Origin of the sequence: Streptomyces sp. NPDC057253, assembly GCF_042669125.1 — a bacterium.
GTDB lineage: Bacteria > Actinomycetota > Actinomycetes > Streptomycetales > Streptomycetaceae > Streptomyces.
The window spans coordinates 1-13,740 of the sequence record NZ_JBHUXV010000183.1 but is presented as its reverse complement, the minus strand read 5'-3'; the positions used below and the strand labels follow the sequence as shown (position 1 = coordinate 13,740).

Sequence of the window (13,740 nt, the reverse complement as noted above, 5' to 3'; positions counted from 1 at the left end):
ACGAAGCGGTAGGCCCAGAAGGGGTGGGCCTGGAAGGGGTGGGTCCAGAAGCGCCAGGCCCAGAAGCGTCAGGCCTGGCCCAGCCTGTGCATCCAGCCGTGCTTGTCCTCCCGGACACCCCGCTGGATGCCCAGCAGGGCCTCGCGCAGCTTCCCGGTGACCTCGCCGGGCGTGCCGTCGCCGTGGGTCCAGCCGTCCGTCTTGGTCTTGACGTGGCCGATCGGCGTGACGACGGCCGCGGTGCCGCAGGCGAAGACCTCGGTGAGGGCGCCGGAGGCGGCGTCGGCGCGCCACTGGTCGAGGGTGATCACGCCCTCCTCGGCGGTGTAGCCGAGGTCGCGGGCGACCTGGAGGAGGGAGTCCCGGGTGATGCCCTCCAGGATCGAGCCCGTGAGGGACGGGGTGACGATCCGGTCGCCGTAGACGAAGGCGATGTTCATCGAGCCGGACTCCTCGACCTTGGTGCGGGTCACCGCGTCGAGGTAGACGACCTGGTCGCAGCCGTTGGCGGCGGCCTCGGCCTGCGGAAGGAGGGAGGCCGCGTAGTTGCCGCCGGTCTTGGCGTCACCGGTGCCGCCGGGGACCGCGCGGACGTAGTCCTCGGAGACCCAGATGGTGACCGGCTTGACGCCCCCGGCGAAGTAGGCGCCGGACGGGGAGGCGATCAGCATGAAGAGGTACTCGTTGGCCGGATGGACGCCGAGCGCGGCCTCCGTGGCGAACATGAACGGGCGCAGGTAGAGGGACTCCTCGCCGCCGTGCGGCGGGACCCAGTCGGCGTCCTGGCCGATGAGCGCGTCGAGGGCCTCGATGAACAGCTCCTCGGGCAGCTCGGCCATCGCCATCCGGCGCGCGGAGTTGCGGAAGCGGCGGGCGTTGGCCTCGGGACGGAACACGGCGACCGAGCCGTCGGCCTGGCGGTACGCCTTGAGCCCCTCGAAGATCTCCTGGCCGTAGTGGAGGACGTGGGTGGAGGGGTCGAGGGAGATCGGGCCGTACGGGACGAGCTGGGCGTCGTGCCAGCCGCGGCCCTCGGTCCACTTGATCGTCACCATGTGGTCGGTGAAGTGCCGGCCGAACCCGGGACTGGCCAGGATCGCCTCGCGCTCGGCGGCGGAGAGCGGACTGGCGGAGGGCTTGAGCTCGATCGTGGGCGTCGTCATGAGTGGTTGTCCTTCACCGGTTGGGTAGTGACGGGCCGCGCTCACGCCCCTTTACTGTCAGTGACCAGTGCTAGGACGTCCGAGCATTCCCTCATTCCGCGGCTCCGCGTTCGATTATCGCAAGCGGGGAGCCGGGGAAGAAACGGCGTGAAATGCGACCCAGGGGATGATGGTGGCACCCGGCGGGGGACAAGCGAAAGCCGCCGGGTGCGGTGACCCGGCGGCTTCGAATGCTTTAGTGGTCCGCCCGGTCAGCCGGCTACTCGTACGGCCAGCGCGTCGCCGATCTCGGCGGTGCTGCGGGCGGGCTTGCCGGTGCGCTCGGCGAGGTCGGCGGAGACCGCCTCCTCGATGCGGGCGGCCTCGGCCTCGTAGCCGAGGTGACGCAGGAGCAGGGCGACGGACAGGACCGTGGCCGTGGGGTCGGCCTTGCCCTGGCCCGCGATGTCCGGGGCCGAGCCGTGGACGGGCTCGAACATGGACGGGAACTCTCCGGACGGGTTGATGTTGCCGGAGGCCGCCACGCCGATACCGCCGGAGACGGCCGCGGCGAGGTCGGTGATGATGTCGCCGAAGAGGTTGTCGGTGACGATCACGTCGAAGCGCTCGGGGTCGGTGACCAGGTAGATGGTCGCGGCGTCCACGTGGATGTAGTCGGTGGTGACCTCGGGGAACTCCGCGGCCACCTTGGTGAAGATGTTCGTCCACAGGTGCCCGGCGAAGGTCAGCACGTTGTTCTTGTGGACCAGCGTGAGCTTCTTGCGCGGGCGGGCCTGGGCACGGGCGAAGGCGTCGCGGACCACGCGCTCGACACCGAAGGCGGTGTTCACGGAGACCTCGGTGGCCACCTCGTGCTCGGTGCCCTTGCGGATCGTGCCGCCGTTGCCGGTGTAGGGGCCCTCGGTGCCCTCGCGGACGACCACGAAGTCGATGGCCGGCTCGCCCTTGAGGGGCGTGTCGACACCGGGGAGCAGCTTCGACGGACGCAGGTTCACATGGTGGTCGAAGGCGAAGCGGAGCTTGAGGAGGAAGCCGCGCTCCAGCACGCCGGAGGGGACCGACGGGTCGCCGATGGCGCCGAGCAGGATCGCGTCGTGCTGCTTCAGCGCGTCGAGGTCGGCGTCGGTGAGGGTCTCACCGGTGGCGTGGTAGCGCCGGGCGCCGAAGTCGAAGTCCTTGGTCTCCAGCTTCACATCCTGCGGAAGGACGGCGGAGAGGACCTTCAGACCTTCGGCCACGACCTCCTGGCCGATGCCGTCACCGGGAATCACTGCGAGATTGATGCTGCGAGACATGCGGGAACCCTACTCCTCGTCCCATGGGATGACACGGCCTGTCCGCGATACGGACATGGCGGCGGAGGCCCGGCGTCAGCCCTTCGGCCGCCGTTCACCCGTAGGTATGGCGGTTGTTGGGGTGCGCTGGGAAGTTCACCAGCATGGACCTCCCCGACGTCGGCATTCCGCCCCGGCTCGCGCGCCGCATGAGCATGGCCGAGCAGCACGACTACCTGCGGACCATGCTGTCCCGGCGCCGCACGCTGGTGACGGCGGGCGCGGTCGCCGGCGGCCTGCTGACGGGCTGTTCCACCGCGGGGACGTCCACCGCCGGCTCCCCGTCCTCCCCCACGACGAAAGTGCACGGCTCCGCCGTCATCCCCTTCGGCCGTCATCTCGCCTTCGGTGCCGACCCCAAGACCCAGATGCGGGTGTCGTGGCAGGTCCCGCTCGCGGTCCGCAAGCCGTACGTCCGCGTCGGCCTGCGCCCGGACGACCTGAGCCGGCGCATCGAGGCCGAGCTCCGCGACCTGCACACCCCCGGACTGACCGGTGTCCGCCTCGCCCTCGACCAGTACTACCTGCACGCGGCCCTGGACGGACTGCGCCCCGGCACCACGTACTACTACGGCGTCGGCCACGAGGGCTTCGACCCGGCGGACCCGGCACACCGCGCGACCATCACGAGCTTCCGTACGGCCCCGGCGAGCCCGGAGACATTCGTGTTCACGGCCTTCGGCGACCAGGGCGTCGGCACGGCCGCGGCCGCCAACGACAACCTGCTGCTGCGTCAGAAGCCCGCCTTCCACCTCCACGCCGGCGACATCTGCTACGCCGACAGCAACGGCCAGGGCGTGAAGTCCGACGGCTACGACCCGGGCTTCTGGGACCTGTTCCTCAAGCAGAACGAGGGGGTCGCGCGGAGCGTGCCGTGGATGGTGACGACCGGCAACCACGACATGGAGGCCTGGTACTCACCCGACGGCTACGGTGGCCAGCTCGCCCGCTGGACCCTGCCGGACAGCGGCTTCGACCCGCGCTCGGCACCGGGCGTCTACTCCTTCGCGTACGGCAACGTCGGCGTGGTGGCGCTGGACGCGAACGACGTGTCGTACGAGATCCAGGCCAACCTCGGGCACACGGACGGCAGGCAGACGAAGTGGCTGGACAGCAGGCTCGGTGAGCTGCGGGCCGCCAAGGGGATCGACTTCGTGGTCGTCTACTTCCACCACTGCGCGTACTCGACGTCCTCGCACGCCTCCGACGGCGGAGTGCGCGCGCACTGGCTGCCGCTGTTCGAGAAGCACCAGGTCGATCTGGTGATCAACGGGCACAACCACGTGTACGAGCGGACCGACGCGATCCGGGGCGGCGAGGTCGGCCGCAAGGTGCCGGTCGGCGGGGCCACGGACCCGACGCGGGACGGCATCGTCTATGTGACCGCGGGCGGGGGCGGGCGGGACCTGTACGGCTTCCCGCCGGGCGTCAAGGAGAGCTACGAGGGGCGGGTGCACGACCACGAGTCGGTCGAGACCTTCCAGTGGACCGAGTCGAAGCAGACCCTCAAGGAGACCGTGGAGTGGTCGCGGGTCCGCTACCGCGGGTTCTCGCTGCTCTCGGTGGAGGCCCACAGCGGGGCGCGGCCGCGGCTGACGGTGTCCGCGCTCGCCCAGGACGGCAGGCGCGTCGACCACTTCGAGGTGCGGCGCGGGGCGTGAGCACGGCCCGCGCCACACCTCGTGCGGGTGCGGCTCCCGGCTTGAGACGTGACGCTTGGGGCGATGGGGTCAGTGACCGGTCGAGCCGCCGTTGTCACGGCGGTCGAGGGCGCGCTGGAGCGCCGCGGCGGCGTTCTTGCGGTCGGAATCGCTCGTGCGGGAGATGTGACGGACTCGACGGCGGGCGGTCGTCTCGGCCATGAGAAATCGACTCCTTCGAATTGCCTGGGAAGGGGACAACGAGACGCCGGATGGGGCGGGGAGCACCGGCCGCAGGGGTTGCCTGCACGGGGCCCGGCTCACGACCGCCATTCGCTTGATCGAGCGAGACGTTCGGCTCCTACAAAGCTAAGGGAGGGGGGCCGGTCTGTCTCCACAATTACTCGGACTTCCTACTATCTGAGACGGCGAAGTGGGTCACACCGCGCTGACCTGCAATGTCGCCGATGACCTGAGTTCCCGGACGAGTGCACGGACGGCGGCGGTGGCGGCGAGCCCGGGAGTGGTGACGTATCCGACCCGGCGGGTGGGCCGCCCGGGTCCGAGGTCGGTGATCTGGGTGCCGGGCGGGACCGCGGTGAGGGAGAGCGCGGGCATGATCGCCATCCCGAGCCCGCTGCCCACCATCGACAGCACGGCCCCGTCGTCCTCGGCGCGGACGGTCGCGGCGGGGATCCAGTCCTGCGCGGCCCACCACGCGCGGGTGTACGAGGAGCAGTTCTCCCGCCAGTCGACCAGCGGCAGCGAGCGCGGCTCGGGATGCCCGGCAGGGTGCACGAGGGCGTACGGCTCTTCCAGGAGTACGTCCCCGACGAGACCCGGCGCGAGCCGCGTGCCGGTTCCGAGGGTGGCGATGCCGAGGTCGGCCCGCCCCTCGGCCACCTCACCGGCCGTGCCGGGACCGATCTCCCGTACGACGGTGACGGTCGCCTCGATCCCCGGGTGCCGGGCGGACAGCCGCGCCAGGACGGGCGGCAGCAGATGCAGGGCCGCACTGCGGAAGGCGGCCACGCGCAGGGGCCCGGTGACCGTGGCCCTGGGGGTGTCCCGGGCCTCTCTGACCAGGGCGTCGAGCATCCGCAGGACCCGGCGGGCGTGGGCCGCGGCCTTCTCACCGGCGGGGGTGGGACGGGCCCCGTACCGGCCCCGCTCGAACAGGACGACTCCCAGCTTGCGCTCGATGCCGCGTACCGCGTGCGAGACGGCGGACTGGGTGGTGCCGAGGCGGGGCGCGGCCGCGGAGAAGCCGCCCTCCTCGGCGACGGCCACCAGGACCCGCAACTCCTGCGGCGCGAGATCTACCGCACTGCTCACCCTGTCCCCCACCTGCCGCCATGAGAGCGGTTCATGGATCCGCCCGTTCCATGAGCCCAACCCTCTGCCCGCCCCGGCGCATTCCTCCCTACCGTCGCGGACATGACCGCGCTCACCGTGCACCAGACCTCCCGCCCGACCGGCTTCCCGACCCCGGAGCACTTCCGTTTCGTGGAGTCGGAGATCCCCGCCCCCTCCCCCGGCACTGCTCTCGTCGAGAACCTCTACTGGTCGGTCGACCCCTACCACCGCGAAATGATGGACGGTGACTTCGAGTTGGACGCCCCGCTGGAGGGCTGCACGCTCGGCAGAGTCGTCGCCTCTCGCGAACCAACCCTGCACGAGGGCGAGTTGATCGTGCACCGCAAGGGCTGGCGGACGCACTCGGTGGTGGGCCCGGCCGAGGTCAGACGGCTGCCCCAGTACGAAGGCCTGCCGCTCTCCGCGTACTTGAGCGTGCTCGGCGGCACCGGCCTCACCGCGTACGTCGGCCTCACCCGCGTCGCCCGGTTCCGCGAGGGCGAGGACCTGTTCGTCTCCGCGGCGGCGGGCGGGGTCGGTACGGCGACGGGCCGGTTCGCCCGGCTGCTGGGGGCGGGCCGGCTGATCGGCAGCGCGGGCTCGCCGGCCAAGGTCCGTCATCTGGTGGAACAGGTCGGCTACGACACGGCGTTCGACTACCACTCGGGCCCGGTCGCGGACCTCCTCGCGAAGGCGGCGCCCGACGGCATCGACGTGTTCGTGGACAACGTCGGCGGCGAGCACCTGGGCGCGGCGATCGGCGCGCTGCGGGAGCGAGGGCGGGTGGTGCGGGTCGGCACGGTCGGCCAGTACAACACCCCGGGCGCGCCGCCGGTCCGCTTCGACCACGCGGACGTGGTGGAGAAGAGCCTGCGCCTGGAGGGCTTCCTGGTCCGCGACCACACCGACGTGCAGGAGGAGTTGTACGAGTTCGCGGTACCGCGCCTGCTCGACGGCACCCTCGCCCTGGACGAGACGGTCCTGGACGGCTTCGAGCGCATCGTGGAGGCGTTCCTGCTGATGCTGCGGGGCGGGAACACGGGGAAGATCCTGGTGCGGGCGGCATCGGTGGCCGCCGACTAGATGAGCGCCCCTGTCACGAGTTCCCGGAACGACTGAGGCGCCTCCAGCCACGGCACGTGCCCGGTCCCCGGCAGCACCGCCCGCCGCACCCGCGGCAAGGCCTCCGCCAGGGAGTCCACGGCCGAGCGCGGGCGGATGTCCTGGGCACCGTCGATGATCAGAACGGGCAGGTCCAGGGCCCGGCAGGCCGCCTGTAGCTCCGCGGTGCCCCAGGTGTTCTTGATCTCGGTGTTCAGCGCGCTGTTGCACGCGTAGTTGATCGCGAACCAGGGGTCGGCCATCCGCCGGGCCCGCTCCAGGGCGCGCGCGGGGTCCGCGAAGTCGGCCGACCACTGGAGGATCACCTGCTCGCGCTCGTCCTCGGGGCGCTCCTGTCCGCCGAGGCGGGACGCGAGGTTCTCCTTGTAGGCGGCGTGCCAGCCGGACACCGGCCCGATGCCGTTCCCGCTCACGTAGATCAGCGTGCTCACCCGCGCCGGGTGGGCCAGGGCATAGCTCAACGCGAGCTGCGCGCCCCAGGAGTGGCCGAGCAGAGCCATCCGGTCCAGACCGAAGTGCCGGCGCACGGCGTCCAGGTCGGCCACGAACCGGTCGGTCGTCCAGGGTCCGTCGCACCGCTCCGAGCGGCCGCAGCCGCGCTGGTCCCAGCGGATCACCGTGGTCCGGTCGTCGAGCATCGCGGCCACGTCCGCGAACATGTCCCACAGACCCGGTCCGCCGTGGCAGAGGACCAGCGGGCCCCCCGGAGTCGCTGGGCGACCCTCACCCGAGCGTGAGGCCCACAGTCGTACGTCGTCCTCGGTGATCACGGTCATGCCGGCATTGTGCGCACACGAAGGGGCCGGGCAACAGCCCGGCCCCTTCCGGTGGCTGACGGGGCGTCAGCCCATGTGCGGGTAGCCGTACTCGGTCGGCGGGACCAGGGTCTCCTTGATGGCGCGGGTCAGGGTCCAGCGCTGGAGGTTCTGCGGGGCGCCGGCCTTGTCGTTGGTGCCGGAGGCGCGGCCGCCGCCGAAGGGCTGCTGGCCGACGACGGCGCCGGTCGACTTGTCGTTGATGTAGAAGTTGCCGGCCGCGTAGCGCAGCTTCTCCATCGTGTACGCCGCCGCCGCGCGGTCGGAGGCGATCACCGAGCCGGTGAGGGCGTAGTCGGACGCCGACTCCATCTGGGTCAGCATCTCGTCGTACTTCTCGTCCTCGTAGACGTGGACCGCGAGGAAGGGGCCGAAGTACTCGGTGGTGAAGACCTCGTTGGCCGGGTCCGTGCACTCCACGACCGTCGGGCGGACGAACCAGCCCACCGAGTCGTCGTAGGAACCGCCCGCGACGATCGTGCAGGTCGGGTCCGCCTGGGCTCGGTCGATCGCGGCCTTGTTCTTGGCGAAGGCCCGCTCGTCGATGACGGCACCGATGAAGTTGGTGAGGTCGGTGACGTCACCCATGGCGATGCCGTCGACCTCGGCGGCGAACTCCTCGCGGAAACCGCTGTTCCAGAGGGACGCCGGGATGTAGGCCCGGGAGGTGGCGCTGCACTTCTGGCCCTGGTACTCGAAGGCACCGCGGGTCAGGGCCGTCTTGAGGATCGCGCGGTCGGCGCTCGGGTGGGCGACCACGAAGTCCTTGCCGCCGGTCTCGCCGACCAGGCGGGGGTAGGTGCGGTACTTCTCGATGTTGGCGCCGACCGTCTTCCACAGGTGCTGGAAGGTCTTGGTGGAGCCGGTGAAGTGGATGCCCGCGAGGTCGCGGTGCTCCAGGGCCACCTTGGAGACCTCGATGCCGTCGCCGGTGACGAGGTTGATGACGCCCTTGGGCAGCCCCGCCTCCTCCAGCAGCTGCATCAGCAGCACGGCCGCGTGGGTCTGCGTCGGGGACGGCTTCCAGACCACCACGTTGCCCATGAGGGCGGGCGCGGTGGGCAGGTTGCCCGCGATCGCCGTGAAGTTGAACGGCGTGATCGCGTAGACGAACCCTTCGAGCGGGCGGTGGTCGAGACGGTTCCAGACACCGGGGGCGTTGGCCGGGGGCTGCTCGGCGAGCAGGTCACGGGCGTACTTGACGTTGAAGCGCCAGAAGTCGACCAGCTCGCAGGGCGTGTCGATCTCGGCCTGCTGGGCGGTCTTGGACTGGCCGAGCATGGTGGACGCGGCGAGGGTCTCGCGCCAGGGGCCGGCGAGCAGTTCGGCGGCGCGCAGGATGATCGCGGCGCGGTCGTCGAACGACATCGCGCGCCAGGCGGGCGCGGCGGCGAGGGCGGCGTCGATGGCGTCCTGGGCGTCCTGCTGGGTGGCGTTGGCGTACGTGCCCAGGCGGGCCTTGTGGTTGTGCGGCTGCACGACGTCGAAGCGCTCACCGCCGCCCATCCGCTTCTCGCCGCCGATGGTCATCGGCAGGTCGACCGGGTTCTCGGCCAGCTCCTTGAGCTTGGCCTCCAGCCGGGCCCGCTCGGGCGAACCGGGGGCATAGCCGTGCACCGGCTCGTTGACGGGGGTGGGGACCTGGGTCACAGCGTCCATGGGTTCCGTAACTCCTTGTGCTTGAGCGGGTGTTCGGGATCAGCCCTTGCTGACCAAGCTGCGGGCGAAGAAGCGCAGGTTCGCCGGCTTCTCCGCGAGACGGCGCATGAAGTAGCCGTACCAGTCCGTGCCGTAGGCCGTGTAGACGCGCATGCGGTGGCCCTCGGCGGCCAGGCGCAGGTGTTCGTCGCCGCGGATGCCGTACAGCATCTGGAACTCGTACTCGTCCAGCTTGCGGCCGGCCTGCCGGGCGAGTTCCTGGGCGATGGAGATCAGGCGGGGGTCGTGGGAGCCGACCATCGGGTATCCCTCGCCCTCCATGAGGACGCGCAGGACCCGGACGTACGCCTTGTCGATCTCGTGTTTCTGCTGGTAGGCCACCTCGGCGGGCTCCTTGTAGGCGCCCTTCACGAGCCGCACCCGGCTACCGGCCCCGGCGAGCCGGCGGGCGTCGGCCTCGGTGCGGAAGAGGTAGGCCTGGATGACGCAGCCGGTCTGCGGGAAGTCCTTCCGCAGCTCCTCGTGGATGGCGAACATCGAGTCGAGGGTGGTGTGGTCCTCGGCGTCGAGCGTCACGGTCGTACCGATCGCGGCGGCGGCCTCCACGACCGGCCGGACGTTCGCGAGCGCCAGCTCGTGACCGCCGTCGAGCGCCTGCCCGAACATGGACAGCTTGACGGACATCTCCACGCGCTCGCCGAGACCGAGGTCGCGCAGCCGGTCGACCAGCGTGAGGTAGGCGTCCCGGGCGGCCGCCGCCTGCTCGGGGGTGGTGATGTCCTCGCCGACGACGTCCATCGTCAGCTCCAGGCCACGCCCGGTGAGCTCCTCGATGATCGGCACCACGTCGTCGACGCTCTCACCGGGGATGAAGCGGTCGACGACCTGCTTGGTCACCGGGGCCGCCGAGATCAGGCGTCGCATCCGGTCGCTGCGCGACGCGGCAAGAATCACGGGACCCAGCACGGGGCACCTCCACAAACCAGCAGATAGAACCACCGTGAAACCTAAGGATCCCTCCGATCGTGGGCCATCGACAGCTGTCACGCATCCGTGCCGCAGATCTCAGACAGATGTATGAAGCGGGGTGTTTTTGCGCGAGAATGCCCGAGTGACAGGGGACTACAAGGGCGACTACCAGGAGCTGGTCGACGAGATCTCGGAGCTCCTGGGCGTTCCGGCGACCCTGGAGAACCGGGACTTCGAACTGATCGCCTTCGGTGCGTACGACAGTGAGGGCGAGCTCGATCCCTCGGCGCTGGACCCGGTCCGCGCCCGCTCGATCCTGACCCGCCGCTCCACGGCCGCGGTCCGGACGTGGTTCGAGGGCTTCGGCATCACGCGGGCGAGCGCCCCGGTGCGGATTCCGCCGACTCCGGAGGCGGGGGTGTACCGGGGCCGGATCTGCCTTCCGGTACGGCACCGGGGGGTCGTCCTCGGTTACGTCTGGCTCCTGGACTCCGACCCCGGCCCGACCGACCCGCAGCTGGACGCGGCCATGCGGGTGACGGCCCGGATCGGCGCGCTGCTCGCGGACGAGGCGCAGCACGGGGCCGACCTGAGCCGGGAACTGCGGGCGGTGCTGACCGCCGAGCGCGGCTGGCAGGCCGACATGGCGGTGGCCGCCCTGCGCACGGCACTGGGCTCCCGCGGCGACGGCCCGTACGCCATGGTGTGTATCGCCCCGTGGCCCTCCGCCGACCCCGACGACGCCCCGTCCGCACGCACGGTCCCCCACGCGACGGCCCTCTGCACGCTCCCGTGGGGCCCCGCGGCCCACGCCCTGGCGATCCTGGTCCGCCTCCGGGCCCCGGACACCCTGACCCCGGCGACCACGGCGGCGACCCGCCTGCTCGCCGAGGAGACCCGCACGCCAGGCACCGGCACGGGCGAGCCGCGCACCCCGTCCCGCGCGGCCGGGATCGGTGAGCCGCGCGACGGGCTCGCCGGAGTCGCCGCCGCCTGGCAGGAGGCGTCGGCCGCGGCCCGCGCGGCGCTCGCGGAGCCGGGGTTCGGCCCCCTCGCCCAGTGGTCGCGGATCGGCCCGTACCGCCTGCTGACCGCACTGCCCCCGGAGACGGCCCGGGACCCCGCCGTACGCCCCCTCCTCTCCCCCGCCCACCGCGAACTCGCCCGCACCGCCGAGGTCTACCTCGACCGCGCGGGCCAGGCCGGCCGCACCGCCGCCGAACTGGGCATCCACCGCCAGACCCTCTACTACCGCCTCTCCCGCGTCGAACAACTCACCGGCCTGGACCTGGACGACGGAGAGGACCGCCTCCTGCTGCACATGGCCCTCAAGGGGGCGCGGCTCTAGACCGGAGCCGTCCGATGGCGACGTCGCGGCGACCGCGGCAGGTCGCGGAGCGGGTCCTGGAGTTGTGGGACGGGCGGATCGTCAGCTCTTCGTGGCGCCCTCGATCACCCGGCGCAGCCCCTCGGTCAGGTCGTCGGCGGTGGCGGCGCTCGCCGGGTCGAAGAGCCACTGCACCATCAGACCGTTGAGCAGCGCCTGGTAGAAGCCGCCGAGCGTGCGGACGGTCCGCTCGTCGAGCGTGGACTCCTCCAGGCCGGTGAACAGGGCGACCAGGCCGGAGCGGCCCTCGGTCTGGGCCGCGGCCATCATCGTGCGCAGCTCGGGCATCCGCTCGCCCTGGGTGGCGATCTCCAGGCTGGCGGCCCACACCGGGCGGGACTCCTCCAGGCCAGCCAGCATCCGCGCCCACACCCCGCGGAACCGCTCCAGCGAGCCCCCGGCCTCCGCGTCCCGCGCCCCGGCCGGGTCGAAGGTCTCCCCCCACTCCTGGACCAGTTCCACGAACGCCTGTGTGAGCAGCGCGTCCTTCGACCCGTAGTGGTAGCCGATCGACGCGAGGTTGGTCCCCGACTCCTTGACGATGTCGCGCGCCGTCGTGCGCACGAACCCCTTCTCCAGCAGGCAGCGCTTGGCGCCTTCGAGCAGATCCTCGCGGTGTCCCATGCGCCCACCTTATCTAGACAAGCGATTTATACAAGCGTCATAGACAAGCGTTTAATACGCTCGTATAGTCGCCGCCATGACGAACCCGACTCCCGCCGGTTCCCTGGCCGGCCGCCGTGAATGGACCGCACTCGCCGTCCTGATGCTTCCGCTGCTCCTGGTCTCCATGGACGTCTCCGTCCTGTACTTCGCGGTCCCCGCGATCAGCGCGGACCTGGAGCCGAGCGGCACCCAGCAGCTGTGGATCTTCGACATCTACGCGTTCGTCCTGGCCGGCCTGCTGATGACGATGGGCTCCCTCGGCGACCGCATAGGCCGCCGCAGGCTCCTCCTGATCGGAGCCCTCGCCTTCGGCACCGCCTCCCTGGTCGCCGCCTACGCGCACAGCGCCGAGACCCTGATCGCGGCCCGCGCGGTCCTCGGCATCGGCGGCGCGACCCTGATGCCCTCGACGATGGCGCTGATCCGCACGATGTTCACCGACCCGGGACAGCGCGCGAAGGCGATCGGCATGTGGTCCGGCGTGATGACGGCCGGCATCGCGCTCGGGTCGGTGATGAGCGGGGTGCTGGTCCAGTACTTCTGGTGGGGCTCCGTCTTCCTGGTCAACCTGCCCGCGATGGTCCTGCTGCTGGTCCTCGGCCCGATCCTGCTCCCCGAGTCGAAGGACCCCGCACCCGGCCGCTTCGACTGGCCGAGCGTCCCGCTGTCGATGGCCGCCGTCCTGCCCTTGGTCTACGGCCTGAAGGAGATCCCGTCCGAGGGCTGGCACGTCGGGTACGTCGTCTCGATCACCGTCGGTCTGCTCTTCGCGACGCTGTTCGTCCACCGCCAGCGCACCACGGCCTCACCGATGATCGACCCGGAACTGTTCCGCGGCCACGGCTTCGCGCCCTCCGTCGTGCTCAACCTCATCGCCTCGTTCGCCATGCTGGGCTCGGCGTTCTTCACCACGCAGTACCTCCAGTCCGTGCTCGGCAAGAGCGCGTTGGAGGCGGCCCTGTGGGCGCTGCTGCCCTCGGTGCCGATCGGCGCGGCCGCCCCGACGGCGACGGCACTCGTCCAGAGGGGCGTCAACCGGGCCTACGTCGTCACCGCGGGCTTCGCGATCGGCGCGGTCGGCTACGCGCTGCTGGCCCTCGTGGACACCGACTCCCTCTGGCTGGTCCTGGTCGCCTGCGCCGTGCTGGCCTGCGGGATCGTCGTGGTCATCTCCCTGATCACGGACCTCGCCCTGAGCAGCGCACCCGTGGAGCGGGCCGGTTCGGCGTCCTCCCTGATGGAGACCGCGGCGGAGTTCGGCGGCGCCCTCGGAATGGCGGTCCTCGGCTCGATCGGTACGGCGATCTACCGCCACGACATTCCGGGTTCGGCCCCGGACGCGGCCCGCGAGACCCTGGGCGGGGCGCTGGCGATCGCGGACCGGGTGCCGGGTCTGGCGACGGCGGCCCGGGAGGCGTTCACGAGCGGGATGCAGGGGGCGGCGATCGCGGGGGCGGTGCTGCTGGTGGGGGCGGCGGGCCTGGCGGCGGTGACGCTGCGGGGAGTCACGGTGCGCGAGGAAGCGCCGGAGCCGGCCGAGGCTTCTCTGTGAAAGCCCGCACGCAGAACGCCGGACGAGCCGAGTTCCCTCAGCTCGTCCGGCGTTTGAGGACGAGGCCCCTTCAGGGC

At 71.2% G+C, this 13,740-nt stretch carries 12 protein-coding genes; 4 read left to right on the top strand and 8 right to left on the bottom strand.

The window, feature by feature from the left end; all coding sequences use genetic code 11:
- Positions 1 to 68: 68 nt before the first annotated feature.
- Together ACFULQ_RS45565 and ACFULQ_RS45560 are read right to left on the bottom strand one after the other, a co-directional pair.
- A complete protein-coding gene (locus ACFULQ_RS45565; RefSeq protein ID WP_383556679.1) occupies positions 69 to 1,163 on the bottom strand; it encodes a branched-chain amino acid aminotransferase in 1,095 nt (364 codons plus the stop codon).
- Between the two features lie 251 nt (positions 1,164 to 1,414).
- The gene (locus ACFULQ_RS45560) at positions 1,415 to 2,458 is read right to left on the bottom strand and encodes a 3-isopropylmalate dehydrogenase (RefSeq protein WP_383556676.1); all 1,044 of its coding nucleotides are present in this window, start codon (positions 2,456 to 2,458) and stop codon (positions 1,415 to 1,417) included.
- 143 nt (positions 2,459 to 2,601) lie between these two features.
- Here ACFULQ_RS45560 and ACFULQ_RS45555 point away from each other — a divergent pair, with 143 nt between their 5' ends.
- On the top strand, positions 2,602 to 4,158 hold the full coding sequence (locus ACFULQ_RS45555; protein ID WP_383556673.1) for a purple acid phosphatase family protein: 1,557 nt from the start codon (positions 2,602 to 2,604) through the stop codon (positions 4,156 to 4,158).
- Between the two features lie 69 nt (positions 4,159 to 4,227).
- Here the strand turns inward: ACFULQ_RS45555 and ACFULQ_RS45550 are convergent, their stop codons facing one another.
- Complete coding sequence (locus ACFULQ_RS45550) at positions 4,228 to 4,359, bottom strand: hypothetical protein (RefSeq protein ID WP_020138683.1); 132 nt, start codon at positions 4,357 to 4,359, stop codon at positions 4,228 to 4,230.
- A gap of 216 nt (positions 4,360 to 4,575) precedes the next feature.
- Complete coding sequence (locus tag ACFULQ_RS45545; RefSeq protein WP_383556670.1) at positions 4,576 to 5,472, bottom strand: LysR family transcriptional regulator; 897 nt, start codon at positions 5,470 to 5,472, stop codon at positions 4,576 to 4,578.
- Between the two features lie 102 nt (positions 5,473 to 5,574).
- On the opposite strand from ACFULQ_RS45545, the gene ACFULQ_RS45540 reads away from it, so the two are divergent.
- On the top strand, positions 5,575 to 6,576 hold the full coding sequence (locus ACFULQ_RS45540; protein ID WP_383556668.1) for an NADP-dependent oxidoreductase: 1,002 nt from the start codon (positions 5,575 to 5,577) through the stop codon (positions 6,574 to 6,576).
- Here the strand turns inward: ACFULQ_RS45540 and ACFULQ_RS45535 are convergent.
- The 3 genes from ACFULQ_RS45535 to ACFULQ_RS45525 form a co-directional block, all read right to left on the bottom strand.
- Complete coding sequence (locus ACFULQ_RS45535; RefSeq protein WP_383556666.1) at positions 6,573 to 7,391, bottom strand: alpha/beta fold hydrolase; 819 nt, start codon at positions 7,389 to 7,391, stop codon at positions 6,573 to 6,575. The genes ACFULQ_RS45540 and ACFULQ_RS45535 overlap by 4 nt on opposite strands.
- Before the next feature lie 66 nt (positions 7,392 to 7,457).
- Positions 7,458 to 9,089: an L-glutamate gamma-semialdehyde dehydrogenase gene (gene pruA / locus ACFULQ_RS45530; RefSeq protein ID WP_383556664.1), complete on the bottom strand. Its 1,632-nt coding sequence runs from the start codon at positions 9,087 to 9,089 to the stop codon at positions 7,458 to 7,460.
- 39 nt (positions 9,090 to 9,128) lie between these two features.
- Positions 9,129 to 10,055 (bottom strand): proline dehydrogenase family protein, encoded by a 927-nt coding sequence (locus ACFULQ_RS45525; protein WP_383556663.1) that lies wholly within the window; start codon positions 10,053 to 10,055, stop codon positions 9,129 to 9,131.
- 145 nt (positions 10,056 to 10,200) lie between these two features.
- On the opposite strand from ACFULQ_RS45525, the gene ACFULQ_RS45520 reads away from it, so the two are divergent.
- Positions 10,201 to 11,406 carry a PucR family transcriptional regulator gene (locus ACFULQ_RS45520; RefSeq protein WP_383556661.1) on the top strand — a complete coding sequence of 402 codons (1,206 nt, stop codon included), beginning with the start codon at positions 10,201 to 10,203 and terminating at the stop codon, positions 11,404 to 11,406.
- 81 nt (positions 11,407 to 11,487) lie between these two features.
- Here the strand turns inward: ACFULQ_RS45520 and ACFULQ_RS45515 are convergent, their stop codons facing one another.
- The gene (locus ACFULQ_RS45515; RefSeq protein ID WP_383556658.1) at positions 11,488 to 12,069 is read right to left on the bottom strand and encodes a TetR/AcrR family transcriptional regulator; all 582 of its coding nucleotides are present in this window, start codon (positions 12,067 to 12,069) and stop codon (positions 11,488 to 11,490) included.
- Positions 12,070 to 12,145: 76 nt separating this feature from the next.
- Between ACFULQ_RS45515 and ACFULQ_RS45510 the strand changes: the two genes are divergently transcribed.
- Positions 12,146 to 13,663 (top strand): MFS transporter, encoded by a 1,518-nt coding sequence (locus tag ACFULQ_RS45510; RefSeq protein WP_383556656.1) that lies wholly within the window; start codon positions 12,146 to 12,148, stop codon positions 13,661 to 13,663.
- Positions 13,664 to 13,740: the final 77 nt, after the last annotated feature.

What these genes read in the sequence shown, in the direction of transcription:
- ACFULQ_RS45510 (WP_383556656.1), top strand. Translation starts at nt 12,146, where the DNA reads ATGACGAACCCGACTCCCGCCGGTTCCCTGGCCGGCCGCCGTGAATGG.
- ACFULQ_RS45540 (WP_383556668.1), top strand. Translation starts at nt 5,575, where the DNA reads ATGACCGCGCTCACCGTGCACCAGACCTCCCGCCCGACCGGCTTCCCG.
- ACFULQ_RS45535 (WP_383556666.1), bottom strand. Translation starts at nt 7,391, where the DNA reads ATGACCGTGATCACCGAGGACGACGTACGACTGTGGGCCTCACGCTCG.
- ACFULQ_RS45565 (WP_383556679.1), bottom strand. Translation starts at nt 1,163, where the DNA reads ATGACGACGCCCACGATCGAGCTCAAGCCCTCCGCCAGTCCGCTCTCC.
- ACFULQ_RS45560 (WP_383556676.1), bottom strand. Translation starts at nt 2,458, where the DNA reads ATGTCTCGCAGCATCAATCTCGCAGTGATTCCCGGTGACGGCATCGGC.
- pruA (WP_383556664.1), bottom strand. Translation starts at nt 9,089, where the DNA reads ATGGACGCTGTGACCCAGGTCCCCACCCCCGTCAACGAGCCGGTGCAC.
- ACFULQ_RS45555 (WP_383556673.1), top strand. Translation starts at nt 2,602, where the DNA reads ATGGACCTCCCCGACGTCGGCATTCCGCCCCGGCTCGCGCGCCGCATG.
- ACFULQ_RS45550 (WP_020138683.1), bottom strand. Translation starts at nt 4,359, where the DNA reads ATGGCCGAGACGACCGCCCGCCGTCGAGTCCGTCACATCTCCCGCACG.
- ACFULQ_RS45515 (WP_383556658.1), bottom strand. Translation starts at nt 12,069, where the DNA reads ATGGGACACCGCGAGGATCTGCTCGAAGGCGCCAAGCGCTGCCTGCTG.